General features: G+C 62.8%; 23 protein-coding genes, 1 pseudogene and 1 other annotated feature. Of the genes and pseudogenes, 12 read left to right on the top strand and 12 right to left on the bottom strand.

The features are described 5' to 3' along the window. Positions 1 to 61: 61 nt before the first annotated feature. The 3 genes from F8A10_RS01115 (at position 62) to F8A10_RS01125 (ending at position 4463) form a co-directional block, all read left to right on the top strand. Entirely contained in the window at positions 62 to 1798 is a 1737-nt protein-coding gene (locus tag F8A10_RS01115; RefSeq protein WP_085502722.1) for an acyl-CoA dehydrogenase family protein, read from the top strand. Continuing rightward, positions 1795 to 2979, top strand: a complete 1185-nt coding sequence (locus F8A10_RS01120; RefSeq protein ID WP_152366515.1) for a CaiB/BaiF CoA transferase family protein — start codon at positions 1795 to 1797, stop codon at positions 2977 to 2979. Before F8A10_RS01115 ends, F8A10_RS01120 begins: the two co-directional genes overlap by 4 nt. 89 nt (positions 2980 to 3068) lie before the next feature. Then, a complete protein-coding gene (locus F8A10_RS01125; protein ID WP_085502726.1) occupies positions 3069 to 4463 on the top strand; it encodes an MFS transporter in 1395 nt (464 codons plus the stop codon). Positions 4464 to 4761: 298 nt separating this feature from the next. Here F8A10_RS01125 and F8A10_RS01130 read toward each other — a convergent pair whose 3' ends face one another. Next, positions 4762 to 5052: a hypothetical protein gene (locus tag F8A10_RS01130; protein WP_085502720.1), complete on the bottom strand. Its 291-nt coding sequence runs from the start codon at positions 5050 to 5052 to the stop codon at positions 4762 to 4764. A gap of 139 nt (positions 5053 to 5191) precedes the next feature. Next, positions 5192 to 5249: a sequence feature (sul1 is cis-regulatory element that is thought to sense ions involved in sulfur or methionine metabolism; They are found in Alphaproteobacteria), on the top strand. A gap of 70 nt (positions 5250 to 5319) precedes the next feature. Here F8A10_RS01130 and F8A10_RS01135 point away from each other — a divergent pair. After that, a pseudogene (locus tag F8A10_RS01135) lies at positions 5320 to 6400 on the top strand (SulP family inorganic anion transporter). Positions 6401 to 6511: 111 nt separating this feature from the next. Here F8A10_RS01135 and F8A10_RS01140 read toward each other — a convergent pair. After that, a complete protein-coding gene (locus F8A10_RS01140; protein WP_152366516.1) occupies positions 6512 to 7843 on the bottom strand; it encodes an aminotransferase-like domain-containing protein in 1332 nt (443 codons plus the stop codon). Between the two features lie 99 nt (positions 7844 to 7942). Between F8A10_RS01140 and F8A10_RS01145 the strand changes: the two genes are divergently transcribed. From F8A10_RS01145 to F8A10_RS01165, 5 genes are read left to right on the top strand one after another with little or no spacing between them, the layout of a single operon-like run. Beyond that, entirely contained in the window at positions 7943 to 8887 is a 945-nt protein-coding gene (locus F8A10_RS01145; RefSeq protein WP_010398765.1) for a hypothetical protein, read from the top strand. 13 nt (positions 8888 to 8900) lie between these two features. Next, positions 8901 to 9779, top strand: a complete 879-nt coding sequence (locus F8A10_RS01150) for an ABC transporter substrate-binding protein (protein ID WP_010398763.1) — start codon at positions 8901 to 8903, stop codon at positions 9777 to 9779. After that, the gene (locus tag F8A10_RS01155; RefSeq protein ID WP_085502718.1) at positions 9776 to 10690 is read left to right on the top strand and encodes an amino acid ABC transporter permease; all 915 of its coding nucleotides are present in this window, start codon (positions 9776 to 9778) and stop codon (positions 10688 to 10690) included. Before F8A10_RS01150 ends, F8A10_RS01155 begins: the two co-directional genes overlap by 4 nt. After that, on the top strand, positions 10690 to 11454 hold the full coding sequence (locus tag F8A10_RS01160; protein WP_010398760.1) for an amino acid ABC transporter ATP-binding protein: 765 nt from the start codon (positions 10690 to 10692) through the stop codon (positions 11452 to 11454). The genes F8A10_RS01155 and F8A10_RS01160 overlap by 1 nt, the downstream gene beginning before the upstream one ends. Positions 11455 to 11501: 47 nt before the next feature. Next, a complete protein-coding gene (locus F8A10_RS01165; RefSeq protein WP_010398759.1) occupies positions 11502 to 12683 on the top strand; it encodes a M20 aminoacylase family protein in 1182 nt (393 codons plus the stop codon). A gap of 142 nt (positions 12684 to 12825) precedes the next feature. On the opposite strand, the gene F8A10_RS01170 is transcribed toward F8A10_RS01165, so the two are convergent. Then, positions 12826 to 13086, bottom strand: a complete 261-nt coding sequence (locus F8A10_RS01170) for a hypothetical protein (protein WP_152366517.1) — start codon at positions 13084 to 13086, stop codon at positions 12826 to 12828. Between the two features lie 268 nt (positions 13087 to 13354). Here F8A10_RS01170 and F8A10_RS01175 point away from each other — a divergent pair, with 268 nt between their 5' ends. After that, positions 13355 to 14050, top strand: a complete 696-nt coding sequence (locus tag F8A10_RS01175; RefSeq protein WP_227493396.1) for a spermidine synthase — start codon at positions 13355 to 13357, stop codon at positions 14048 to 14050. Positions 14051 to 14177: 127 nt separating this feature from the next. Here F8A10_RS01175 and pheT read toward each other — a convergent pair whose 3' ends face one another. Further along, on the bottom strand, positions 14178 to 16565 hold the full coding sequence (gene pheT / locus F8A10_RS01180) for a phenylalanine--tRNA ligase subunit beta (protein ID WP_152366519.1): 2388 nt from the start codon (positions 16563 to 16565) through the stop codon (positions 14178 to 14180). Positions 16566 to 16693: 128 nt separating this feature from the next. Here pheT and F8A10_RS01185 point away from each other — a divergent pair, with 128 nt between their 5' ends. Beyond that, on the top strand, positions 16694 to 17005 hold the full coding sequence (locus F8A10_RS01185) for a TM2 domain-containing protein (protein WP_010398751.1): 312 nt from the start codon (positions 16694 to 16696) through the stop codon (positions 17003 to 17005). Between the two features lie 3 nt (positions 17006 to 17008). On the opposite strand, the gene F8A10_RS01190 is transcribed toward F8A10_RS01185, so the two are convergent. The 8 genes from F8A10_RS01190 to pyk all read right to left on the bottom strand — a co-directional run bounded on the left by F8A10_RS01190 (position 17009) and on the right by pyk (position 23302). Then, on the bottom strand, positions 17009 to 17491 hold the full coding sequence (locus F8A10_RS01190; RefSeq protein WP_010398748.1) for a hypothetical protein: 483 nt from the start codon (positions 17489 to 17491) through the stop codon (positions 17009 to 17011). Positions 17492 to 17643: 152 nt separating this feature from the next. After that, positions 17644 to 18726: a phenylalanine--tRNA ligase subunit alpha gene (pheS, locus tag F8A10_RS01195; RefSeq protein ID WP_010398746.1), complete on the bottom strand. Its 1083-nt coding sequence runs from the start codon at positions 18724 to 18726 to the stop codon at positions 17644 to 17646. Positions 18727 to 18787: 61 nt separating this feature from the next. Continuing rightward, positions 18788 to 19132 carry an arsenate reductase family protein gene (locus F8A10_RS01200; protein ID WP_010398744.1) on the bottom strand — a complete coding sequence of 115 codons (345 nt, stop codon included), beginning with the start codon at positions 19130 to 19132 and terminating at the stop codon, positions 18788 to 18790. Positions 19133 to 19163: 31 nt separating this feature from the next. Next, positions 19164 to 20525, bottom strand: a complete 1362-nt coding sequence (locus tag F8A10_RS01205) for a cytochrome P450 (protein WP_152366520.1) — start codon at positions 20523 to 20525, stop codon at positions 19164 to 19166. Between the two features lie 120 nt (positions 20526 to 20645). Further along, entirely contained in the window at positions 20646 to 21005 is a 360-nt protein-coding gene (gene rplT, locus F8A10_RS01210) for a 50S ribosomal protein L20 (protein WP_010398742.1), read from the bottom strand. Between the two features lie 12 nt (positions 21006 to 21017). Then, the gene (gene rpmI, locus F8A10_RS01215; protein ID WP_010398741.1) at positions 21018 to 21218 is read right to left on the bottom strand and encodes a 50S ribosomal protein L35; all 201 of its coding nucleotides are present in this window, start codon (positions 21216 to 21218) and stop codon (positions 21018 to 21020) included. Positions 21219 to 21324: 106 nt separating this feature from the next. Then, on the bottom strand, positions 21325 to 21816 hold the full coding sequence (locus F8A10_RS01220) for a hypothetical protein (RefSeq protein ID WP_152366521.1): 492 nt from the start codon (positions 21814 to 21816) through the stop codon (positions 21325 to 21327). A gap of 40 nt (positions 21817 to 21856) precedes the next feature. Next, complete coding sequence (gene pyk, locus F8A10_RS01225) at positions 21857 to 23302, bottom strand: pyruvate kinase (protein ID WP_085502711.1); 1446 nt, start codon at positions 23300 to 23302, stop codon at positions 21857 to 21859. 120 nt (positions 23303 to 23422) lie between these two features. Between pyk and F8A10_RS01230 the strand changes: the two genes are divergently transcribed. Beyond that, positions 23423 to 24163 carry an N-formylglutamate amidohydrolase gene (locus F8A10_RS01230; RefSeq protein ID WP_152366522.1) on the top strand — a complete coding sequence of 247 codons (741 nt, stop codon included), beginning with the start codon at positions 23423 to 23425 and terminating at the stop codon, positions 24161 to 24163. The last annotated feature ends 25 nt before the right edge of the window (positions 24164 to 24188 follow it).

Raw genomic sequence — 24188 nt, forward strand, 5'->3', positions numbered from 1 at the left:
ATTAGAAAAGATATACCCGGCTATGGCTCTTCTTTGTTGAATTCGATGGGGGGAGGCTGTGATGTCCGCCGAAATCTACCGCAATATTCCTGACAGTGTTGGCATGAACGTCTTTTCCGCCGATCCGGCCATGGCGGACCTGCTGCGCATCTATCTGCCGTCGGACATCCTGCCCACCGTCCTGCGTGAGGCCGACCGCATGGGCCATCTGGTCGGTGGCTGGCTGGAAGAGCTGGCTTTGGTTGCCGACAAGAACCCGCCGGTGCTGCATATCCGCGCCCGCAACGGTGCCCCGGTCGAGCGGATCGAAAAGCACCCCGCCTATGAGGCGCTTGAGGATGTCGCCTTTGGCGAATTCGGGCTGGCTGCGATGTCGCATCGCCCGGGTGTTTTCGGGCTCGACACCAAACTGCCGCCGCTGGTCAAATATGCGCTGGTCTATCTGTTCGTGCAGGCCGAATTCGGGCTTTGCTGTCCGCTGTCGATGACCGATTCCCTGACCCGCACGCTGGTCAAGTTCGGCTCTCAGGACCTGATCGACCGCTATTTCGACCAGCTGACCAGTCAGGACATGGACGAGCTGTTTCAGGGCGCCATGTTCATGACCGAGCAGATCGCGGGGTCGGATGTCGGAGCGATCGACACCATTGCCCGGCAAGAGAATGGTGAGTGGAAGCTTTACGGCGACAAGTGGTTCTGCTCGAACCCTGATGCCGCGCTGGCGATGGTTCTGGCGCGTCCCGAGGGCGGCGAGGGCGGCACGCGTGGTCTGACCCTGTTCCTGCTGCCGCGCATTTTGCCGGACGGGCGCAAGAACGACTATCGGATCCTGCGGCTGAAGGACAAGATGGGCACCCGCTCGATGGCCAGCGGCGAAATTGCGCTTGAGGGGGCAACCGCCTATATCGTTGGTGATCCCGGCCGTGGCTTTAAGCACATGACCGACATGATCAACAACTCACGGCTGGCGAATGGTGTCCGCTCGGCCGGGCTGATGCGCCGTGCGGTGAATGAGGCGGTGTTCATCGCAACCAACCGTACTGCATTCGGCAAGCGGCTGATCGACCTGCCGCTGATGCGCCGCCAGCTCAGCAAGATGCTGCTGACGGCAGAGCAGGGCCGTTCGATGGTGTTCCACACTGCGCGCGTTCTGGATGCAGCCGACCGTGGGGCCGAGAACATGGCCAAGGTGCTGCGGATCATGACGCCGCTGGTCAAGTTCCGCACCTGCCGCGATGCCCGCAAGGTGACGGGCGACGGAATGGAGGTGCGCGGCGGCTGTGGTTATATTGAGGAATGGTCGGATGCCCGCGTCCTGCGCGACGCGCATCTTGGCTCGATCTGGGAAGGGACCAGCAACATCGTCGCGCTGGATGTGGCCCGGGCGGTGCGGCGCGAGGACGCCCTGACCGCGCTTGAAAGCTATCTCACCGGCCTGAACGAAGAAACGCAGTCCATCCTTGGTCCGCAACCGGCCATCACCGATGCGTTTAAACGCTCGGCCGACCTGCTGCATGCCGTTGCCCATGATCCCGCGCGCGAGATCGAAACGCGACAGGCCGCCAGCGCGGTTTATAACGCCACCTCGTCTGTGGTCATGGCCTGGGAAAGCGCCCGCCAGTCGGAAATGACAAATGAGCGCAGCACAGACCGGCTGACCCTGGCCCATGGTGTGCTGCGCCACAAGCTGAGCAGCCGCGATCCGCTGGATACGGTGCAGGGCGCCGCGGATGACGAGCTGATCTCGCTGGTGTACACGACGCTTGGGGATGCCGAAATCGCAGAGGCCGCAGAATGACCGGTGCGCTGCACGGGATCCGCGTGATCGACGTCAGCCGGATCCTCGGCGGGCCTTATGCGGGACAGGTGCTTGGGGATCACGGCGCTGATGTTATCAAGATCGAGCCGCCGGCAGGCGATGATACCCGGACCTGGGGCCCTCCGTTTCAGGGGGATACCGCGTCCTATTTCCTTGGGCTGAACCGGAACAAACGCGCGATCGCGCTGGACCTGCGCAAGCCCGAGGGGCGCGAGGTGTTGCTGCGCCTGCTCGAAGATGCCGATGTGCTGCTGGAAAACTACAAGACCGGCACGCTTGAGGCATGGGGCATCGGCCACGATGTGCTGGCCGAGAGGTTCCCGCGCCTGATCCATTGCTGTGTGACGGGTTTTGGTGCCGACGGCCCCTTTGGCGGGCTGCCGGGCTATGACGCCATCCTGCAAGCCATGGGCGGGGTGATGAGCGTGAACGGCGAGGCTGACGGAGAGCCGACACGGGTCGGGCTGCCGGTTGTCGATATGGTGACCGGGCTCAACGCGGTTATCGGCATCATGATGGCGCTGCATGAACGCAACCACAGCGGCAAGGGCCAGTATGTCGAGGCTGCGCTGTTTGATACCTCACTGTCGCTGCTGCATCCCCATGCGGCCAATTATTTCCTTTCGGGCAAGGTGCCACAGCGCAGTGGCAACAGCCATCCCAACATCGCCCCCTATTCGACCTATGCGACGGGGACGCGGCCGCTTTATCTGGCTGTCGGGAATGACGGACAGTTCCGCAAGCTTTGCCAACTGATCGGTGTGCCCGGACTGCCCGGGGACGCGCGTTTTGCGACCAACGCTGACCGGCTCATCAATCGGGACGCCCTGCGCCATGAACTGGAGGCAGCACTGGCCGGGTTCAAGGCCGAGGAACTTGCCCCTCATCTCATCGCTTCGGGCGTACCTGCAGGGCCGGTTCTGGACGTGGCCGAGGCGCTGGCGCTGCCCCATACCGAACATCGCGGCATGGTGGTGCGCAAGGACGGCTATCGCGGCCTTGGCGCCCCGGTAAAGCTGACCCGGACAGGGCCGGATTACCGCGCCGCGCCTCCGGAATTTGCGCAGCATTCAGACGAGATCCTGCGCGAACACGGCTTTTCTGATCAGCAGATCACAGAGCTGCGGGACAGCGGCGTGGCCCCGACCCGCCGCAGATAAACGCTGTTCACCACCACAGGAATGTTCTCAGCTTGCGGCACTGGAAGCCGCAGGCCGACCCGCCCATCGCGCTTGAGGAGGATGCGCCCATGACCAGTAACCCGACCCAGACCCAGACCCAGGCCATCAAGGCCAGGCGTGCTGGCATCGCATCTTTCGTCGGAACGACGATCGAGTGGTATGATTTTTACATCTATGGTCTGGCGGCCTCGCTGGTCTTTGGCGATCTGTTCTTTTCGCCCGATATGGACCGGGGCGTTGCGACCTTGATGTCCTTTGTGACCTTTTGGGTCGGCTTTCTGGCGCGTCCGGTCGGCGGGGTGATCTTTGGTCATCTGGGCGACCGGATCGGGCGCAAGACGACGCTGGTCATCACATTGTTGATGATGGGGCTGGCGACCACCTGTATCGGGTTGTTGCCGACCTATGGCTCGATCGGGGTCATGGCGCCCGTGCTGCTGGTGCTCTTGCGCTTTATCCAGGGCGTTGCGGTTGGCGGTGAATGGGGCGGTGCGGTTCTGATCGCCAGCGAGAACGCGCCCAAGGGTAAAAGCGTGCTTTATTCCGCCTTTGCCCAGCAGGGTGCTCCGGCAGGGAACCTGTTGGCGATTGGCGTTTTCTTCCTGCTCAGCATGGCTGATACGCCCGATTTCCTGCTGAACGGCGGGTGGCGCGTTCCGTTCCTGCTGTCTTCGGTCCTGATCGCGATCGGCCTGATCATCCGGCTGAGCATCGAGGATGCGCAGGATGTGCGCAAGCTGCTGAAAGAGAACCGCGAGCAGAATGTTCAGCCGGTACGCGAGGCGATCCGGGGTCATTGGCCGCTGATCCTGCTTGGCGCGGGCACGCTGCCGATCATCTATGTGACATATATCAAGACCAGCTTTGCGCTGTCTTGGGCGACCAAGACGCTGGGCTATGATTCAGGTACGTTCCTAAGCCTGATTTCGGTCGCGGTGATTGTGCAGTGCATCACTCAGCCCTTTGGCGCGATCCTGATGAACCGCATGGATATGCGCAAGGCGGTGCTGATGTTCACTGTGCCCGAGTTCTTTCTGGTGCCGCTGATGTTTTACGGCATCTACAGCATGAACTATTGGTTCGCGATGATCACCATGGCGCTCGCGACCATTCCGCACGGCATGTACTATGGCGCGATTGCCGGCGTGCTGGCGCGCGCCTTTCCTGCCCGGGTGCGCTATTCGGGCCTGTCGCTTGCAAACCAGCTGGGCGCGGTGACGGTCGGCGGTGGTACCCCCGTGTTGCTGCAGTTCCTGCTGAACAAGACCGGCAGCATCATCCCGGTCGCCATTGTTTCGGGCGGCTATGCGCTGGTGTCGCTGATTTGCGTGCTGATCGTGCTGCGGATGACCGGAACGGATGCGCGTGAGCTTTCGAATGCCGAGCGTGAGGATGCCGAAGATCTGGCGGGCCTCTCTGCCCTGACGGCAGAGCCGGCGGGCGTGGTCCGGACCGCTTCGTAAGCCAAGGCGCTGCTGCCGGTTCGATGCCCGTACCGGCAGTGGCCTTTCATGGCGGCGTCAGGACAGCGCGGCCTGTCTTGCCCGGTTTTTGCCCGGGCCAGTGATTGCCAATATCACCTTACGGACAGGGGGTGAGACCGGGCACGCGGCGCTCTGTCCGAATCGGCGTCGGCCATTTTCCCCGATCGGGCACCGGGGGTATTCCGTGAACCATAACGGGCCGGCAAGCGCGGACCTGTAAGGTATGAGCCTGCCGCGTAACGGGGTAAGCACCTGCTGCAGATCGGTGTGCAGCTCGTTATCGGGTGGGAAAAAACATCGGCATGATGACGACACCGACGATCAGCAGCGCCCAGCATGCCCATGGGTACCATGCGGCAAGGGCTGCCCGGCGTTGCTGATCTTTCAACGGAAAGACCGTCAGCCACAGCAACACCGCCCCCAGCGCATAGGCGGCATAGACAACCCATTCACGGACATGGACGACGCGGCCCGCGGGCCAGTTTGCCTCTTGATAGGCGGTTGTATGCGCGACCAGCAGGATGAACAGCAGTGAGCTGACGCTGTTTATGATGGCGGTAAATGGCAAAGCTTTGGCTCCGGCAGTTGGTTTCGCGACAAGCTCTTTAAGCCGGATGGTCGGTGCGCGCCATCGCTGACCCGGACTTTGGTGCTGCCTTCGCGTCCTGGCATTCTGGCCGGCATTCTTTATGCGGTGCGCCATTTAACATGGAGCAGGGTGAAATTTCCGGCTGGGTTTTCCGGCCGCCTGTCCGCCGGACAACCCGAACCTATACCAAGGACTGGATATCGACATGGCCCGTTCCGGGGCTCTGATCGGTCAGGAACGGATGACATGCTTGCTTTTGGCACTTACCGGGCTGAATGGTCCGGCAATGTCCGGGGCGATCTGCTGTCCGGGCCGGTCGTCGCACTGGCGCCGATCCCCAAGGCCATCGCCTTTTCCACCATAGCCGGCGTCGACCCCAAGATGGGGGTTTACGCCAGCTTTTCCATCGCGGTGCTGATCGCCCCTGCCGGTGGCCGGTCGGGCATGATCTCGGCCGCGATTGCTGCGACGGCGGTTTTGATGGTCACACTCGTACGCGATCACGGGTGCTGACGCTGCAGATGCTGCTGATCATCCCGCCCTATTCGGCAGCCATCGCCGTGGTGGGCTGCCGGAAAGCCTGATGACGCAGAGCCTGATCCGATACGAGATCCGACCGCAATCAGGAATGTATCGGGCAGGGTATCGCCAATGCCGCTACCGGCTTTATCGGTGGCATGGCAGGTTGTGCGATGATCGGGCAAAGCATGATCAATGTGAAATCCGGCGGGCGAGGCAGGCTATTGCCCTTTGTCGCCGGTTTGTGCTGCTGATTCTTGTGGTCTTTCTGGGGGAATGGGTGGCGCAGATCCCGATGCCCGCATTGGTGGCCGTGGTGATCGTGGTGTCGGCCCGCACATTCTCGTGGTCGTCGCTTGGGAACCTCAGAACCCATCCGCGGTCCTCTTCTGTGGTGATGCTGGCGATGATGGCGGCGGTGGTCCGGACCTATAACCTTGCCATCGGAGTGCTGCTGTCTGGGATATTTTTCGCTGCCAGGATCGCCCATCTGTTCCGGGTCACCACTCAACCCGGATAGCCGGGTGCGCGGCTATGTGATCGAGGGCCGGTTGCTTTACCGTTCGGTCGAGGCGTTCATGAATGCCTTGCCCTTGGTCCAGCGGCAAAAAAGGTGATCATCGACATCAGCCGCGCCCATATCCGGGACACTTCCTCGGTGCAGGCGCTGGATACGGCGATCCTGAAGTTCTGCCGTAACGCGGCAGAGGTCGAGGTTGTCGGCATGAACCAGGCCTCTGAGACCATCGTGGATAAGCTTGCCATTCACGACAAGCCCGGCGCGATGGACAGTCTGATGGCGCATTGACCAAGGGTGCGATGGCCGGGGGGCCTGCTTTCGGGGTCTTTGGCCAGTTCTATTACCGCTGATATTCTGGCAGATACGCTGGTAAGGCGCAGACCTGCCCTTTCTGCTCGATCAGCCGGCAGGACCGCAGGCCAGCGCAAGCGCGTCCGCGATCCGGTCATAGTCCTTTGAGATGATCCCGGTCGCCACGCGGATATGAGGTTCGTTGCGCAAAGACATGCGGCTGCCCGGCATGACCGCAATTCCATGCGCGGCCAGCGTGATCATTGCAAAGGATTCTTCTGACACGCGCATCCAAGTGGCAAGCCCTGCGCCAAGCCGATGTGTTATCCCCCGCGTTTGCAGGGCGTGGGAAAGGGTGCGGTTGCGTTCGGCATAGGTCTGTTTGGCGTGCGCGATTACCTCGGCGGTTTGGGAGTCCCGCAGCAGCCAGGCGGTGGCTGATTGCAGGATGCGGCTGGTCCAGCCCGAATTGAAGCTGCGATAGGCGCGCAGTCGCGCCACCAGGTCGGCATTGGCCGAAAGCACGGCAAGCCTCAGGTCGGGACCATATGGTTTGGAAAAGGATAGAATATGGGTGGTGCGGTCCGGAAAGCGGCTGCCCAACGACTGTGGCGGGTTGGTGGACAGCCCCCCAAGGCCGTCATCCTCGATGATCGCGGTGTCCGCATTCGCCAGAACGTCGCCCAGCTGTCGCAGCCGCTGGGGCGTCAGTTCATATCCCGTGACAGAGTTGAGCCTGGGCTGGAACAGGAAAGCTGCAGGGCGCTTTTCCATCACGCGGGCCAGCATGTCGGGCCGGGGTCCCTGGCCATCATTGGCAACGGGCACGATGATCGCGCCCAGATGTTCAAGAATGTCCAGATGGCGCATCGGTGTCGGGTCCTCGACCGCGACAACTGCATCCGACAGGCTCAGGGCACCCAGAACCATGTGAACCGCGCTATAGCCGCCGTTCACAGCCAGCATCGCCTCTGGCTGATAGGGCCATTGGTTTCGCAGAACCTCTTCCAGTTCGGGCTGCACCTGAACCCGGCTGTAGCTGTTCAGACCCTGCGCCCGGGCCCCATAAGCCAACGCGGCCTCAAGCGGCGGCAACAGGGCTGTGTCGGGAACGGCGAAAGACAGGTCCAGCACCCCGGAGCCATAGCGCCCGGCCGAGGCAAAGCGGGTGGGCTGGGTCACTACCGGCCGATCGGCGACGCGGATGCCATTCCGACCGCGCCCCTCCAGCACCGAACGCTTACGCAAATCGCTCCATGCAGCAGAGACGGTCGCCGGGCTGATCCCCAGCACAAAGGCGATGTCGCGGACCGGGGGCAGGCGCGCGCCATGCGGAATAACGCCCGCTCGAATCAGGGCGCGAACATGCATGGCAATGCCACGAGCTGACGGATCGCCCAGATTTTGGGCAATTTTCTCGACCGTAACCGGTTCTTCCACAAGCCAAACTCTGTCTTTAAATGTTCAGTAACATAAAATCTATTGATCAGTAGCAGTCAAACAAAAAATACTCATGGAGGAATTAAGAAAGGCCACATCTTGCTGACACTGCGCATCGCCCTTCGCGATTGGGATTACATTACGCCTCTGGTTCTTGGTGAGGTTGCTTCTGAAAAGCTGAAACTGATCGTAGATCGTGTCGGCACATTGGTGCCCCATGTCGGGCGCAGCGATTATGACGTGGCCGAGACTTCGTTCAGCCGCTACGCGCAGCTGTGCCACGACGGCGACGACAGCATCACCGGCATTCCCAATTTCATCATGCGCGGTTTCCGTAATCGCTGCGTCATTACCCGCAATGACGGCCCGACCTCATTTGCCCAGTTGAAGGGGGGCCGTATCGGCGTCACCGGCTGGCGCGACAGTGGCAATACCTGGACGCGGGCCGTGCTGCGCCGTGATGGCGTGGGGGTCGAGGATGCGTTCTGGTATGCGGGGCGGCTGACCGAAACACATCCGATCACCGATCGTCTGGACGGCTTTGGCCGCCCCGGGCGTATCGAGGCTTGCCCCGATGAGCGGCCTATGGCCGACCTGCTGAGAGAGGGGTTTCTGGACGCGATTTTCACCCCCTTCATGCCCGCGGGGTTTTTTGCGCCCGACAGCGGATTGCGTCAGGTCCAGACCGATTTTCGCGCTGCGGAAAAGGCTTATCTGGATGATGTCGGATATGTCCCCGGCATGCATCTGATCAGCATCAAATCCGGGATCGCCGATGCCCATCCCTGGGTTGCGCAGGAAATCTCGGACATGCTCGATACCTCGCAGCGTATCTGGGATGAAAAGCGCCAGAAATACGCGGATACGACCCCGTGGCTTTTTGACGAGCTGCGCCGCTGTAAAGCCGACCTTCCCGCGGGTTGGAACGCCAGCGGCGTGAATGAGAATATGCGGATGATCAACGATTTTGCGCAAGAGCTGCATCAGCAGGGCATCATGCCCCGCGTGCTGAGCGCCGCTGAACTATTTCCCCGTTTTGTCTGACAGGAGAGAAACAATGAAAACCTTCGCCGCTGCCCTGATTTCGGGTGCTGTACTGGCATCTGCTGCCGCTGCTCAGGATCTGCCTGAAGTCACCATGGATCAGTCGCTTCATGACCGGTTGCCGCAGAAAATCCGCGACGCCGGTTCGATGATTTCGGTGAACAACGGCTCTTTCCCTCCCTATGAAATCGTCGAGGGAACGAAAATGACCGGGGCCAGCGCCGACATGACCGATGCTCTGGGCAAATTGCTGGGGGTCGAGATCCGCCATGAAACGGTGGGCGGCCTGCCCGCGCTGCTGACCGGGGTGAACTCGGGCCGATACCAGTTCGCTTTCGGCCCGGTGGGGGATTACAAACCCCGTCAAGAGAACAACGATTTCGTGGACTGGGTTCAGGAGTTCGTGGTCTTTGCGGTGAAAAAAGGCAATCCGCATGGCATCGTTTCGCTGGATACCGCCTGTGGCAAGCGTATCTCGGTCATGGCGGGCGGCTCGGCTGAACGGGTGATCCAAGCCCAAAGCGCCCGCTGTGCCGAAGAGGGCAAGGACGCGATCAAGGTCCAGTCCTATACCGACCAGCCCCAGTCGGTTCTGGCAGTGCGGTCGAACCGTGCCGACGCCTTCTTTTCCTCGCAAGCGCCGCTGACCTATTTCGTCCAGCAGGCTGGCGGAGATCTTGAGCTGACGGGCGTTGGCCAATCGAACGGCTTTGACGACATTTTTCAGGGCGCGGTCGTTCCAAAAGGGTCAGAGCTGGGTCCGGTCCTGACCGATGCCATGGCCGAACTGATGAAAAACGGCACCTATGAGGCGATCATGCGCAAATGGGGTCTTGAGAATAACATGATCGAAACCCCCGGTATGAACCTGGGCGGAGATATTCCGCGATGATCGGCAAAGACAGGGTAAACTCTGCCAAAGCCGGGGACGTCACCTTTCGCGACGTGTCTACGGCGCACCAGCAATTCAGGTGGGGCAAGACGGCTCTGTGGCTGATTGTCGTGCTGCTGGCGGCTGATTTCCTCTGGGCCATCGCCAATAATGAGAATTTCGGCTGGGCCACGATACGCGAGTATTTCTTTCACCCCGAGGTCGTCGCCGGTCTGTGGGTTTCGCTGGGCCTGACGGTCGTTGCCATGATCCTGGGGACGATCCTTGGACTGATCCTTGCGGTCATGCGGCTGTCCGACGATAGTCTGGCAAATGGTCTGGCGGGGATCTACATCTGGTTTTTCCGGGGAACGCCGCTGCTGGTGCAGCTGATTTTCTGGTATAACCTTTCGACGCTTTTCCCGACGCTGGGGATCAACCTCTTTGGTCTCGGCCTTGGCGGATGGGACACCAACAGCGTCATTACCCCGCTGACGGCCGCAATCCTTGGTCTTGCGCTGAACGAGGCCGCTTATATGGCCGAGATCATCCGGGGCGGGCTGTTGTCGGTCGACAAGGGGCAGGCGGAAACCGCATCGGCATTCGGCATGACCCGGGGGCGCGCGCTGCGCCGTATCGTGATCCCGCAGGCCATGCGCGCCATCGTTCCGCCGACCGGGAATCAGCTGATTTCGATGGTCAAGGCGACCTCGCTGGTCAGCGTGATTGCCATGTCGGACCTGCTATATGCTGTGCAGTCTATCTATAACCGCACCTTTGACATCGTGCCGATGCTGCTGGTTGCGGTGTTCTGGTACCTGATCATCACCTCGGTGCTGAACATCGGGCAGGGCTATATCGAACGCTATTATGGCCGCAGCGACCGCCGCAACAGCGCGGCTGCGGCCATGCAGCCGACAGGAGAGGTGTGATGACACAACCTATCGTACAGGCCCGCAATGTGCACAAAGCCTATGATCAGCTAGAGGTCCTGAAAGGCATCGACCTTGATGTCGCACCCGGAGAGGTGGTCGTCATGCTGGGGCCGTCCGGCTCGGGCAAGTCCACCTTTCTGCGCTGCATCAACCATCTGGAATCGATCCAGCAAGGCGCGATTTTGGTTGATGGAGAGCAGATGGGCTACCGGCTGCAGGGCGACAAGCTGCTAAAGCTTTCTGAGAACGCGATTGCGCGCCAGCGGCGTAAAATCGGCATGGTGTTCCAAAGCTTTAACCTATACCCGCATATGACGGTGCTGCAGAACATCATTGAGGCACCGGTTGGCATTCACGGGGAAAGCCGGGCGGATGCCACAGCCCATGCCATGCAGCTGCTGAACCGTGTCGGGCTGGCCGATAAGGCCCCGGCCTATCCGCGACAGCTTTCCGGTGGGCAGCAACAGCGGGTCGCCATCGCGCGTGCTCTGGCCATCCGGCCCAAGCTTATGCTGTTTGATGAACCGACCTCGGCGCTGGATCCCGAACTGGTGGGTGAGGTTCTGGCCACTATGCGCGATCTGGCCGCGCAGGGCCTGACCATGATCGTGGTCACCCATGAGATCGGCTTTGCACGCGAGGCCGCCGACCGCGTTGTCTTTATGGACGGCGGGGTTGTGGTCGAGCAGGGCCGCCCCGGGGATGTGCTGGTCAATCCGCGCCATCCGCGGACGCAGGCCTTTCTGTCGCGCTTTATCTGACGAAATGCCGTGCGGTATGGCGCGGCGCCAATCTGACTGGAACCCAAATGCTCAAAGACAACGCCTATGCGCGGCTCTCGGATTTCGAGGACAAGAAAGACGAACTGACGGCAATTCGCCATCATCTGCATCAGAACCCCGAGCTTTCGCATCAAGAGGCTGAAACCGCCCGCTTTGTCGCCGGCAAGCTGGAAAGCTGGGGCTACGAGGTGACACGGGGCGTTGGCGGCCATGGGGTTGTGGCGCGGATGACGGCGGGTTCAGGTACGCGCTCGATCGCGGTGCGGGCAGATATGGACGCGCTGCCAATCACCGAGGCGACAGGGGCAGGCCATGCATCGCGCGTGCCCGGCGTCATGCATGCCTGCGGGCATGACGGTCACACCACCGTATTGCTGGGGGCGGCCGAGTATCTGGCGCGCACCCGCCGGTTCAACGGCACCGTCACGCTGATCTTTCAGCCTGCGGAAGAGGCTGGCGACGATTGCGGCGCAAAGCGCATGATCGCCGACGGGTTGTTTGAAAGATTTCCGTTCGATGCGATCTTTGGTCTGCACAATCACCCGGGCGCGCCAGCGGGGACGATACTGACCCGCAGCGGCCCGCTGATGGCAGCAAGCGATGCAGCGGTGATCCGGATCAAGGGCAAGGGCGGCCATGCCTCGCGACCGCACCTGACGGTCGATCCGATCGTCGTCGCCTGTCAGATCGTTGTCGCCCTGCAAACCGTGGTGTCGCGCAGCGTCGATCCCACCAAGGCGGCGGTCGTCACCGTCGGCACCATCCATGCGGGTGAGGCGGTCAATGTGATCCCTGAAACCGCCGAATTCGCCATCTCGATCCGCAGCTTTGAACCCGAGGTCAGGGCGACCCTGAAACGGCGGATCACCGCGATCGTCGAGGCCGTGGCCCAGGGCTTCGACGCGGTTGCGACGATTGACTATGACGAAGGGCACCCGGTCGTATGCAACAGCGAGGCCGAGAACGAATTCGCCACAGAGGTCGCGCGGGAACTGATCGGGGCCGAAAATGTCCGCCTGTGCCCGCTGATCCCGGGCAGTGAGGATTTCGCGCATTTCCTTGAGCACAAGCCGGGCGCGTTCTTGCGTCTTGGCAACGGCGAGGATTCGGCCATCCTGCACAGCCCGAACTATGACTTCAACGATGCAAGCCTGACGACAGGTGCGGCGCTATGGGCGCGGCTGGTCGAGCGCTGGCTGGACGCCTGAGCGTTTTAAGCGGCATGGGGGCAGATCGGGCGGCGGATCTGATCGTCCCCTTTGCGCCGGGTCGGACCCGGTGAAGAACGCCTGTCCGCTCGGCCGGGGTATGATCCGAGAACCCGCGGGCCAGCAGGCTATTGCCGATCCGTCAGACGCTCTCCGGTACACTGTCTGCCTCTGCCACTGTTTCGCCATCGTGAGGGCCCATCGGGACACGGGCGATCAGCCGTGTCCCGTCTTGCAGGGGTTTGATTTGCAGCCTGCCCGCGTGCCCGACGGGGGCTTTGGCCTTGCCATCGTCAGGCCCGACATGTTTCCGCACCGGTTCGCCGGGATGGATCACGTCGCCCACGGCATGTGCATTGATGATCAGGCCTTGCCCATTACAGATTACCAGCGCGGACCGCATTGCTTGCCCCCGGGGGTACGGTCCCGCCCCCCAAGGTTGTCAAAATATTCCTGTGGTGCATAATGGCCCGCTCGTGAGCCGTAACCCCGGATATCAAGTTGTCGCAGCTTCTGTTCAACATAACGGCTCTTCATCCCATCCTTATCGGGACCAGGGCGAACAATGTCCTGGGGTTGCTGCGCCACTAAGGCCGGCAACCCTGAATGACATGTGACGCTTTGATTACCCTGCCTTGAGCGGGGTGGATGATCTATTCGGGATGAAATTCATGAACCTCTGGCAGACGATCTCGCGGGTGAACACCGCGACCGGCGACGATATCCATCTGCGACAGCGTGGCGAGATTTTCGAGATCCGCTATAACGGCATCGAGCTGATGTCGAATATCAACCATCATTCAGAGGATCAGCTGGCCCTGCGTCTTTTGCGCCGGATGAACTTTGGTGCCAGAAAGATCCTTATCGCGGGTCTGGGCCTTGGCTATACGCTGCGCGCTGTGCTGGACGTGGCGCGGCAGGATGCCGAGATCACCGTTTGCGAGCTTATTCCCGAGATTGTCGAGTGGAACAGGGGGCCCCTTGCGCATCTGGCCGGTCATCCGCTGGATGATCCGCGCGTAAAGGTGGTGGTCAGCGATATCCGCGACCATCTGGAGCGGGTCTCGGATCAATATGACCTTGTCCTGCTTGATACCGACAACGGCCCCGACATCGTGATCCGCCCCGAAAATACCGAGATATACGGCGAAAACGGTATGCAGGCGGTTCACGCGGCCACCATGGCGAAAGGCGTTGTCGCCTTTTGGTCGGCCACCGTCAGCCCCGGCTTTGAAGAGGCGCTGGATACCTTTGGCTGGGAATGGGAACGGGACGACATCGCCCTGATCCCGGGGCGCGTCGATGCGATGCATTACATCTATATCTGCCGGCCTGCTCAGAAAGCCCGCTACGAGCGCGCGGCGTGATCGCCAATCCGCTTGTCATGCGGCCTGTCATTTGCAAGGCCGCATGACGTTATTTGACTGCAAGGCCCGACGCCAACCGCCTGCCGGGCGGATATGGCCGAAGGCGCGGCCCCGGTCGTCCCGTGGTTTAGCTGCGCAGGACGCCGCCGGTCGCCTTGCTGACCTTTTCGACGATCTTGGCGCTGACGGCCTCGATCTCGGCATCGGTCAGGGTCTTTTCGCGCGGTTGCAGGCGCGCGGTGATGGCGATCGACTTTTTGCCGCCTTCAAGCCCGGTGAACTGGTCAAAGACCGTCACCCGTTCGATCAGCGCCTTGTCGGCACCCGCAGCGGCGTTCACCAGCGTCAGCGCCTCGATCTGAGCGTCAACCACAAAGGCAAAGTCGCGCTCGACCGCCGGCAGATCGGACAGGACCAGCGCCGGACGAGAGGGCGTCTTGACCTTGGGCAGCGGGACGGCCGCGATACGGACCGTAAAGCCGACAGCCGCGCCCTTGATGCCGAAATGGCGCAGCACACGGGGGTGGATCTCGCCAAAGGTCGCCAGCGTATTCGGCCCAAGCGCGATATTTCCCGCACGACCCGGATGCCACCATTCGTCCAGCTTACGGTTGATCTGGGCCCTGGCCGGGGCACCGATGATCTGAAGGATCGCCTCGGCATCGGCCTTGGCGTCATAGATATCCACCTTGCGGCGCGAACCATAGGGGTCACGCGGTGCGTTCGAGCCGACCAGCAGACCCGAAAGATACAGGTCCTGCTCGCCCGGCTCGCCGCCGTTGAATACCGGTCCGCATTCAAACAGCGCCAGATCGGCAAAGCCGCGCGCCTGATTGCGCGCCGCTGCCGACAGCAGACCCGGCAGCAGATCGGGGCGCATATGCGTCATCTCGCTGCTGATCGGGTTCTCGATCCGCACAGCCTCGGAGCCGCCGCCGAAAAGTGCCGCCGCCTTTTGGTCGATAAAGCTGTAGGTCACGCATTCGTTGTAACCAAGGCTTGCCGCCATGCGCCGCGCCGCCTGTTCACGGCGTTGCAGCGGCGTCAGCACCGGCTGGGGCACACCCGCCTGTGTGCGGGGCAGGGGCTGGCCTTGCAGCTTGGTCAGCGAGGCGATACGCGCGACCTCTTCGACCAGATCGGCGCTGCCCTGAACGTCGGGGCGCCAGCCTGGGACGAATGCCTGATCGCCGTCCAGCCGGAAGCCAAGCGCGGTCAGCGTGGCGCGCTGCTCTGCCTCGGGGATGTCCATGCCCACGAGGCTGCTGACCCGGGCAGGATCAAGGCGATAGCTGCGGGTGGTGTCGGGCACCGCCCCGGCGGTCACGACCTCAGAGGGTTCGCCGCCGCACAGATCAAGGATCATCCGCGTCGCCAGCTCCAGCCCCGGCCGGGTAAAGGCCGGGTCGACGCCCCGTTCAAAGCGGTAGCGCGCGTCCGAGTTGATCTTTAGCGCCCGGCCAGCGGTCGCAATGGCGATCGGGTCCCAATAGGCGCTTTCCAGAAAAACGTTCACCGTTTCTTCCGAGCAGCCGCTATGTTCGCCGCCCATGATGCCGGCAATGCTTTCGGGGCCTGCCTCGTCGGCGATGATCATGGTACCGGGGGGAAAGGCATAGGTCTTGCCGTCAAGCGCCAGCAGCTCCTCTCCCTCGGTCGAGGGGCGGACGGTCAGATTGCCCCGGATCTTGTCGGCGTCAAAGACGTGCAGCGGCCGGTTCAGATCGAAGGTGAAGAAGTTCGTGACATCGACCAGCGCATTGATCGGCCGCAGCCCGATCGAGACCAGCCGTTTCTGCAGCCATTCGGGCGAGGGTCCGTTTTTCACACCCCGGATCAGCCGGCCCGAGAAGAAGGGCGCTTTCTGCGCCACCTCTGCCGCGATGGTGACATTGATGGGCGATGCGAAGGTGCCGGGGACCGTCGCCTCTTGCACCGGCTTCAGCACGCCCAGACCGCGCGCGGCAAGGTCGCGGGCGATGCCGTGGACGCCAAGCGCGTCGGGCCGGTTCGGGGTGATCTTGATCTCGATCACCGGATCGATCGCCTCGGGGCGGTTCGCGGCCAGCCAGTCGACGAACTTGTCGCCAACCTCGCCCGAGGGCAGCTCGATGATGCCGTCATGTTCATCGGAAAGCTCAAGCTCGCGTTCCGAGGCCATCATGCCATGGCTTTCGATGCCACGAATTTTGCCCACACCCAGCGTCACGTCCAGACCGGGGACATAGTCGCCGGGCTTGGCCAGGACCACTGTGATACCGGCGCGGGCGTTCGGGGCGCCGCAGACGATCTGCTTTTCGCCCTCATCGGTCAGCACGCGGCAAACCCGCAACCGGTCGGCATCGGGGTGCTGCTCTGCATGCAGCACCTTGGCGATGGTAAAGGTGCCCAGTTTTGAGGCGGGGTCGGTGACGCCCTCGACCTCAAGCCCGAGGTCGGTCAGCGCCTCGGCGATTTCTGCCAGCGAGGCCTGGGTGTCGAGATGCTCTTTGAGCCAGGAGAGGGTGAACTTCATGGGGACGGCTCCGTCACGTTTGCGCGTCCCTTAGCGCATGGCGCGGCGAATTGGTAGGGTGGTGCGCCCCTTGTTGCCGTTCTGGCGCGCCCTATATGTTAATCAGATTAACATAGGCATCGCATCGGATGGACACACAAAGGGAACTGCTGATCGAGCAAAGGGTCGCGAATGACGCCAAATCGCCGCTGGTCGCCTATCTGCTGGCGATCCTGCTGTGGGGATTTGGCGCGCATCGCATGTATCTGGGACGCTGGCTTAGCGGGATCTTCATGCTGATGCTCTGGGGTCTTGGCTGGCTGCTGGTGCCGGTGCTGATCGGCTGGCCCATCGTTGGCTTTGTCTGCCTGTGGGCGCTGATCGACCTGTTCCTGATCCCCGGCATGGTTCAGGATGACAAGGACGATCTGCGCCGCCGCCTTGGCTCTTTGCTGGGCTAGGGCCTAGCCGGTAAACAGCCCGATGGTGACAAAGATCGCCCCCGCGACCAGCCACGCGGGCTTGTTCCGCGCGGCAAAGGCCCCAAGGGCAAGACAGGGCAGGGCAAGCAGCCACGGCCAGTGGCGCGCAAGTCCCACCGCAATGCCTGTCGCCCAGTCCGGTGCCAGCACCGCCAGCAGAAAGCTGATAAGCGCGAGCAGGCCGAAATAGCAGGTGGCGGCAAGGCCGACCTCAAGCACGCGGCGCTCGGTCTTTTCGTCGTTCCATATCTGCGGACGGGCAAGATAGCTGCGCGACAGGGTGATGATGGTCGCGGCAAGAAAGGTTGCCGAGGCGATGCCCAGCACCGGCAGCAGATAGGCCCGGGTGATGGCCGGGGCGACGGCCGCCCCGCTGTTCACCTGTGCGGCATCGACAAGGCCGAAAAGGCTGATCGAGGCCATGAAGGCCGTGGCATAGGTGGTTAGCGTGGTCGGTTGCGACATGCTGGCCCTTTAGCTGCTGGCGTGGTTTGGGGCGCAGGATAGCCACGCGCGCACGGGCTGTCATCTGACAGGACCGTGCGCGGCGGGTGAACTGCGAACGCCCGCCAGCGGGCCTGCTGACGGGCGTTTTCAGATACTGTGCAGCGGGCAGGTTACCTGCTGAGCCCGCCCGAGATGCTGGGAGCATCGCCTGCGGCAAAGCCGTAATGCCGCAGCCAGCGCAGATCGCTTTCAAAGAATGCGCGCAGGTCGGGGATGCCGTATTTCAGCATGGCGATACGGTCGATACCCATGCCAAAGGCAAAGCCCTGCCATTCCTCGGGGTCGATGCCGCCCGCCGCCAGAACCTTGGGGTGGACCATGCCCGAGCCAAGGATTTCAAGCCAGGATTCGCCCTGGCCGATGGTCAGCTTGCCGCCTTCCCATGAGCAGCGGATATCGACCTCGGCCGAGGGCTCGGTAAAGGGGAAGTGGCTGGCGCGGAAACGCAGCTCGACCTCGTCCACCTCAAAAAAGGCGCGGCAGAACTCTTCGAGCGTCCATTTCAGGTTCGCCATCGAGATGCCCTTGCCAAGTGCCAGCCCCTCGACCTGATGGAACATCGGCGTATGGGTCTGGTCCATGTCCATGCGATAGACGCGGCCCGGGCAGATCACGCGGATCGGCGCGCCGCTGGCCTGCATGGCGCGGATCTGTACGGGCGAGGTATGGGTGCGCAGCACATGCGGCGGGCGGCTGTCGCCCCCGGCCCGGGCCATGAAGAACGTGTCGTGTTCCTGTCGTGCGGGATGCTCGGGCGGGATGTTCAGCGCGTCAAAGTTGAACCAGTCGCTTTCGATCTGCGGACCTTCGGCGACGCGAAAGCCCATATCGGCAAAGATCGCGGTGACCTCTTCGGTGACCTGGCTGATGGGGTGGATCGTGCCTTGCGTGCGCGGGCGGCCGGGCAGGGTGACATCCAGCCATTCCTCTTTCAACCGGGCGTCCAGCGCCGCATCCTCAAGCCCTTGTTTGCGGGCGCGCAAGGCGGCGTCGATTTCGTCCTTGAGGCGGTTCAGCTCGGCACCGCGGGTCTGACGCTCTTCCGGCGTCATCCGGCCCAGTTCCTTCATCATGCCGCTGATCTCGCCCTTTTTGCCAAGGGCGGCCAGCCGCACCTGCTCAAGCGCCTCGGCGTCGGCGGCGGTCGAGATACGGTCGAGATAGGACTGGCGAAGGGCGTTCAGGTCGGACATGGCGGGCTTTCCTTGCGGTTTGCCCGCGCCGATTAGCACGCGGGCGGCGCAGGGAAAAGCCTTAGCGGCTGTAAGTCTCGGCCACCAGCTCGGCCGGGCGGCACAGGCGTACGCCGCCGGGACCGCAGACGATCGGCCGTTCGACCAGCAGCGGGTTTTCAACCATGGCGGCAAGGATCTGATCATCGCTGGCCGTGGTCAGCCCACGTTCGGCGGCATCGGTGCCCTTGACCCGCAATGCCTGCCGCGGGGTCACGTCGGCAGCGGCGAAAAGCCCCATAAGCTGGGCCCGGGTCCAGCCTTCGCGGGCGTAATCAATGATCTCGGGCTCATGCCCCGCATCGCGGATCATCTGCAAGACCTTGCGCGAGGTCGAGCAGGTCGGCTTGTGATAAATGGTAATCATGGCGCGACTTTGGCCCGGCCTGTCCGCGCTTTCAAGAGCGATCCGAGACCGCTAGCCACACTCCGCCATGCGGGCGCAGCGTCAGGATCATGCGCGGCTGCGGCTGGCGTGCGGACAGGTCAAAGCGAAAGCGCGATACCAGCGTGGCAAGGATGATCACCGCCTCTTGCAGGGCAAAGCTTGCGCCGATGCAGATCCGGGGTCCGGCGCCAAAGGGCAGGAAAGCAAAGCGGTCGCGGGTCGTGCCGGGGGCAAAGCGTTCGGGATCGAAACGGTCGGGGTCATCCCACAGCAGGTGGTGGCGGTGCAGCGCATAGATCGGCAACATGATCGTGTCGCCCGGCAGTACCTCGCGTCCGCCCAGCATGTCATGTGCACGGGCGGTACGCGACAGGAAGGCGGCGGGGGGATAAAGGCGCAGCGTCTCTTCGATGACCTGCCGGATATAGGGCAGGCGGGGCAGATCCGCGGCGGCGGCGGCGCGACCGTCAAGCGTCGCCTGAGCCTCATCCGCCGCGCGCGCCTGCACCTGCGGGTCAAAGGCCAGCAGGTAAAGCGCCCATGCAAGCGTCAGCGCCGTGGTTTCATGCCCGGCGACGATAAAGGTCAGCAGGTTGTCGCGCAGCTCGGCGGGCGTCATGCGGCGGTGGGTCTCGGGGTCTTCGCCCGCGCGCAGCAGGTCCAGAAGGTCCGGTACCTGACGCGGCCCCGAGCGGGCGCGTGCGGTGATCGCCTCATCCGCGACGCGCTTCATCCGCCGCAGGTCGCTGCCGGAAAACAGCCTGCCGGGGCGCGGAATCCAGCCCGGCAGGCCAAGGATATCCATGACCGAAAGCCGCGCGGTTCCGGCGATATAGGCGTCGATGGCATGGTGTACCGCCCTGCGGTCAAAGCCCTCGTCACCCGAAAACGTCACCTCCGAGATGACCTCAAAGGTTGCGGCCACGGTTTCGGCAAAGACATCGACCGGCCCCGGCGCGTTGGCCAGCCGGCGGGCCGAGGCCTCTGCAGCGGCGGTCATCACCGGCCCCAGCGCCTCGACATGACGCTGGGCAAAGGCCGGGGCTGCGGCAAGGCGCTGCCAGCGCCAATGCGCCCCCTCGGCGACGAACATCGAATTGCCGATCGCAGGTTCGAGAATCAGCCGGGTGACGATGGATTTCGGATAGTCCTCGACCCGGTCCTTGAGCACACGGCGCAGGGCATCGGGGTCCATGACCATATGCCAGCGCTTGCCAGTCTTGCCGGAAACCATGGGTTGCCGGGTGGCGATTTCGGGGATCAGCTCCAGCACATTGCGTCGTGCGGTCATCGCACTGGCAATCACGCCCATCGGCTTGCGATGCAGGGCGACGCGGGCAGGGTAAAGGGGCTGACGGTCAAAAGGCATCATAGGCAAAACCCGCAAGACGTGGTCGGGGTTCCGTCTTGCCCGCTGGCCTATCCGGAGAACGCAAGAAAAAACCCGCGCCAGATAGCGCGGGTTTTATCCGTTTCGGCCTGTCGCCTAGGATCAGGCAGCAGCTTTCGCCTGGGCGACCACGGCGGCAAACGCCTCGGGTTCGTGGATGGCCAGATCGGCCAGAACCTTGCGGTCCACCTCGATGCCCGCTTTCGCCAGAGCGGCGATGAAGCGCGAATAGGTCATCTCGGCGTCGACAGCGCGGACCGCAGCGTTGATACGCTGGATCCACAGGGCGCGGAAATTACGCTTGCGGGTCTTGCGGTCGCGGGTCGCGTATTGATTGGCCTTGTCGACGGCCTGGGTCGCGGTACGGAAGTTACGCGAGCGGTTGCCGTAATAGCCTTTCGCCGCGTCCAGAACCTTCTTGTGGCGGGCGTGGGTGACTTTGCCCGATTTGACTCGTGCCATGTCCGGTTCTCCTTAGCGGTTATAAGGCATGTATTTCTTGACGATCTTCGCGTCCGCATCGGACAGGATCATGGTCCCGGTCACGTCGCGGATGAATTTCGTCGAGCGTTTGATCATGCCATGGCGCTTGCCAGCCGGGCCGGCCTTGACCTTGCCCGTGGCCGTCATCGAGAACCGCTTTTTTGCGGCCGATTTGGTCTTCATCTTCGGCATTTTACTCTCCTTGCGGTCAGAGTGAACGCACGACTCGGCAATGCCTCTGGCCGGCCGCGCGGGTGGAAGCACGCCCTATAAGCGGGCGTGCGCGAATTGGCAAGGCTTATTGGCTTTGCCCATCGGTCTGGGCCTCACCCTCGGGCGCAGCCCCGGCCGGGGTTTCCGTCGCAGTTTCCTCTGTGGCGGGTTGCTCGGCAGCGGGTTCCTCAGCCGCAGGCGCGGCAGGCGGTTCGGTCGCGGCGGGTTGTTCAGCCGCAGGCTCTTCGGCAGCGGGTTGCGTCGCCTCGGTCGCGGCGGGTTGTTCGGCAGGCTCTTGCACGGCTTCGGTCGCTGCAGGTTCTGCCGGCGCAGGAGCGGTGACCGGATCAGTGCTGAGGCTCACTTCGCCCTTCACCAGTCGCTGCCAGCTTTCCTTCAGCGTTTCCAAACCAAAGGGACGGTCATCGCGCCAGCCGCCGACAAGCAGCAGCACGATACCCAGCACCAGCAGGACGGCAGCGCCCCGCGGAGCCTGCGTGCGAGCCACCGAAATGATGGCCAAAAGGACCGAGAGGGCGCACAGCGCCACGCCGGCCAGCAGCAGGATGTCGATCATCGGATCACCTTTCCGTTTCGGATCTGTTTGATCGTGCTGCTTATTCCGGATCGGTGCGATAGATCAAGCGCTCGTCGCAGGGGGCGATGCGCAGAATGTTGGTGGTGCCGGGCACATTGAAGGGCACCCCGGCCATGACGACGATCTGGTTCGTCTCATCGGCAAAGCCGAAATCCCGCGCTGCCTTGGCTGCGTTGACCACGGCCTGCTTGAACCGCTCAAGCGAGGGGGTCTTGACGCAATGCGTCCCCCAGGTCAGGCACAGCCGGCGCAGCGTACCCTGTTCGGACGACATGGCGACGATCGGCACCCGGGGCCGTTCCCGCGCGGTCAGGCTGGCGGTGGTGCCGGATTGGGTAAAGGCGCAGATGCAGGAGATATCGGTATTCTCGGCAATCTCGCGCGCGGCGGCGACGATGGCATCGGCAACCGTCTGACGCTTGGCGCTGCGCGAGCTTTCGATGATATCGCGATAGGTCGGATCGCTTTCGACCGAGCGGGCGACGTTATCCATGGTGGCGACCGCCTCGACCGGATAGGCACCGGCGGCGCTTTCTGCCGACAGCATCACGGCATCGGCACCTTCATAAATAGCGGTCGCGACGTCCGAGACCTCGGCCCGGGTCGGCATCGAGCTTTCGATCATCGATTCCAGCATCTGGGTGGCGACGATCACCGGCTTGGCGGCGGCGCGGCAGGCGCGTACCAGACGTTTCTGGATCGGCGGAACAGAATGGACCGGCAGTTCGACCCCCAGATCGCCGCGCGCCACCATGATCCCGTCCGAGACCTTGAGGATTTCGCTGAACGCCCGGACAGCGGCGGGCTTTTCGATTTTCGACAGGATGGCGGCGCGGCCGCGGGCCAGTTCGCGCGCCTCGATCACGTCCTCGGGACGCTGGACAAAGGACAGCGCCAGCCAGTCCACGCCCAATTCGCAGGCGAATTCCAGATCCTCGCGGTCCTTTTCAGACAGGGCCGCCAGCGGCAGCACCACATCGGGAACGTTCACACCCTTGCGGTTCGAGATCGCGCCACCCGCCGTCACCATGCAATCGGCAAAGTCCGGACCGCAATCGGTCACCTGCAGGCGGATCTTGCCGTCGTTGACCAGCAGTTCGGCCCCCGGTTCCAGCGCGGCAAAGATTTCGGGGTGGGGCAGCTGCACGCGATTTGCGTCGCCCTGGGCAGGGTCAAGGTCAAAGCGGAAGCTTTGCCCCTCGGTCAGGTCGTGGGGCCCGTTGGCAAAGGTGCCCACGCGCAGTTTCGGACCCTGAAGGTCGGCCAGCACGGCGATCGGGCGGCCTGATTCGGCCTCGACCCGGCGGATGATCTCATAGCGGGCGCGCTGCTCTTCGTGGGTGCCATGACTCATGTTCAGGCGAAAGACGTCAGCGCCGGCCTCGAAAAGGGAGCGAATAGTGGCGAAATCGCTAGAGGCGGGACCCAAAGTTGCCACGATCTTGACCTTGCGATGCCGTCTCATCCGTCTCTCCGTGCATGTTTGCGCTATCGTCTCTGCATTTATGGCCTATTGGCTGGCCTGCGGCAACTGGCGCTTGGTCTTGCTATTGCCTAAAGCTTGCAGCGGAAAGGCGACGGACGAATGACGGGACAGCCCTATTCAATCATAGGAGAGGATCGGCCTTCGCGCTGGCTGATCACCTGCGATCATGCGACCAACCGGGTGCCGGACTGGATCGGTGGCGGCGATCTGGGCATCGCGGCCGAGGATATGCAGCGCCACATCGCCTATGACATCGGCGCGGCCGCCCTGGCGCGGGCGCTGGCCGAGCGGCTGGAGGCCCCGGCGATCCTGTCCGATTTCTCGCGTCTGGTGATCGACCCGAACCGGGGCGAGGATGACCCGACGCTGATCATGCGCATCTATGACGGCACGGTTATTCCAGCGAACCGCCGTATCGACGCCGCCGAGCGAGAGCGGAGGTTGGCGCTGCTTTACCGCCCCTATCACGACGCTTACGCGCGGCTGGCGGCCGCACATCCGCGCCGTGCGATCTGCGCGATCCACAGTTTTACCTGCCAGCTGCGCGGGCGACCGCGTCGGCCATGGGCGGTGGGGGTGCTGTTTTCGCACCGCGATCAAAGGCTGGGGCCGGCGCTGGTGCGCGAATGCCGCGATCAGGGCTGGATCACCGGCGAGAATGAGCCCTATTCCGGCCATCTGGAGGGTGATTCCATCGACCGCCACGCGCTTGCTTACGGCCGCCCGAATGTGTTGATCGAGGTCAGAAACGACCTGATCGCCGACGCAGCTGGCCAGCAGCTGTGGGCTGATCGTCTGGCGGCGGTGCTTAGCGGGTTTCTTGAGCGGCACGAGGTCTGACGCCGGGCGCTGATGATGCTGCCCG

Source organism: Paracoccus kondratievae (assembly GCF_009301415.1).
GTDB classification, from domain to species: Bacteria; Pseudomonadota; Alphaproteobacteria; order Rhodobacterales; family Rhodobacteraceae; genus Paracoccus; species Paracoccus kondratievae.

Excerpts from the sequence above, each read along its gene's own strand:
- F8A10_RS01115 (WP_085502722.1), top strand. The coding sequence starts at position 62 with ATGTCCGCCGAAATCTACCGCAATATTCCTGACAGTGTTGGCATGAAC.
- F8A10_RS01120 (WP_152366515.1), top strand. The coding sequence starts at position 1,795 with ATGACCGGTGCGCTGCACGGGATCCGCGTGATCGACGTCAGCCGGATC.
- F8A10_RS01125 (WP_085502726.1), top strand. The coding sequence starts at position 3,069 with ATGACCAGTAACCCGACCCAGACCCAGACCCAGGCCATCAAGGCCAGG.
- F8A10_RS01150 (WP_010398763.1), top strand. The coding sequence starts at position 8,901 with ATGAAAACCTTCGCCGCTGCCCTGATTTCGGGTGCTGTACTGGCATCT.
- F8A10_RS01155 (WP_085502718.1), top strand. The coding sequence starts at position 9,776 with ATGATCGGCAAAGACAGGGTAAACTCTGCCAAAGCCGGGGACGTCACC.
- F8A10_RS01160 (WP_010398760.1), top strand. The coding sequence starts at position 10,690 with ATGACACAACCTATCGTACAGGCCCGCAATGTGCACAAAGCCTATGAT.
- F8A10_RS01165 (WP_010398759.1), top strand. The coding sequence starts at position 11,502 with ATGCTCAAAGACAACGCCTATGCGCGGCTCTCGGATTTCGAGGACAAG.
- F8A10_RS01170 (WP_152366517.1), bottom strand. The coding sequence starts at position 13,086 with ATGCGGTCCGCGCTGGTAATCTGTAATGGGCAAGGCCTGATCATCAAT.
- F8A10_RS01175 (WP_227493396.1), top strand. The coding sequence starts at position 13,355 with ATGAACCTCTGGCAGACGATCTCGCGGGTGAACACCGCGACCGGCGAC.
- pheT (WP_152366519.1), bottom strand. The coding sequence starts at position 16,565 with ATGAAGTTCACCCTCTCCTGGCTCAAAGAGCATCTCGACACCCAGGCC.
- F8A10_RS01185 (WP_010398751.1), top strand. The coding sequence starts at position 16,694 with ATGGACACACAAAGGGAACTGCTGATCGAGCAAAGGGTCGCGAATGAC.
- F8A10_RS01190 (WP_010398748.1), bottom strand. The coding sequence starts at position 17,491 with ATGTCGCAACCGACCACGCTAACCACCTATGCCACGGCCTTCATGGCC.
- pheS (WP_010398746.1), bottom strand. The coding sequence starts at position 18,726 with ATGTCCGACCTGAACGCCCTTCGCCAGTCCTATCTCGACCGTATCTCG.
- F8A10_RS01200 (WP_010398744.1), bottom strand. The coding sequence starts at position 19,132 with ATGATTACCATTTATCACAAGCCGACCTGCTCGACCTCGCGCAAGGTC.
- F8A10_RS01205 (WP_152366520.1), bottom strand. The coding sequence starts at position 20,525 with ATGATGCCTTTTGACCGTCAGCCCCTTTACCCTGCCCGCGTCGCCCTG.
- rplT (WP_010398742.1), bottom strand. The coding sequence starts at position 21,005 with ATGGCACGAGTCAAATCGGGCAAAGTCACCCACGCCCGCCACAAGAAG.
- rpmI (WP_010398741.1), bottom strand. The coding sequence starts at position 21,218 with ATGCCGAAGATGAAGACCAAATCGGCCGCAAAAAAGCGGTTCTCGATG.
- F8A10_RS01220 (WP_152366521.1), bottom strand. The coding sequence starts at position 21,816 with ATGATCGACATCCTGCTGCTGGCCGGCGTGGCGCTGTGCGCCCTCTCG.
- pyk (WP_085502711.1), bottom strand. The coding sequence starts at position 23,302 with ATGAGACGGCATCGCAAGGTCAAGATCGTGGCAACTTTGGGTCCCGCC.
- F8A10_RS01230 (WP_152366522.1), top strand. The coding sequence starts at position 23,423 with ATGACGGGACAGCCCTATTCAATCATAGGAGAGGATCGGCCTTCGCGC.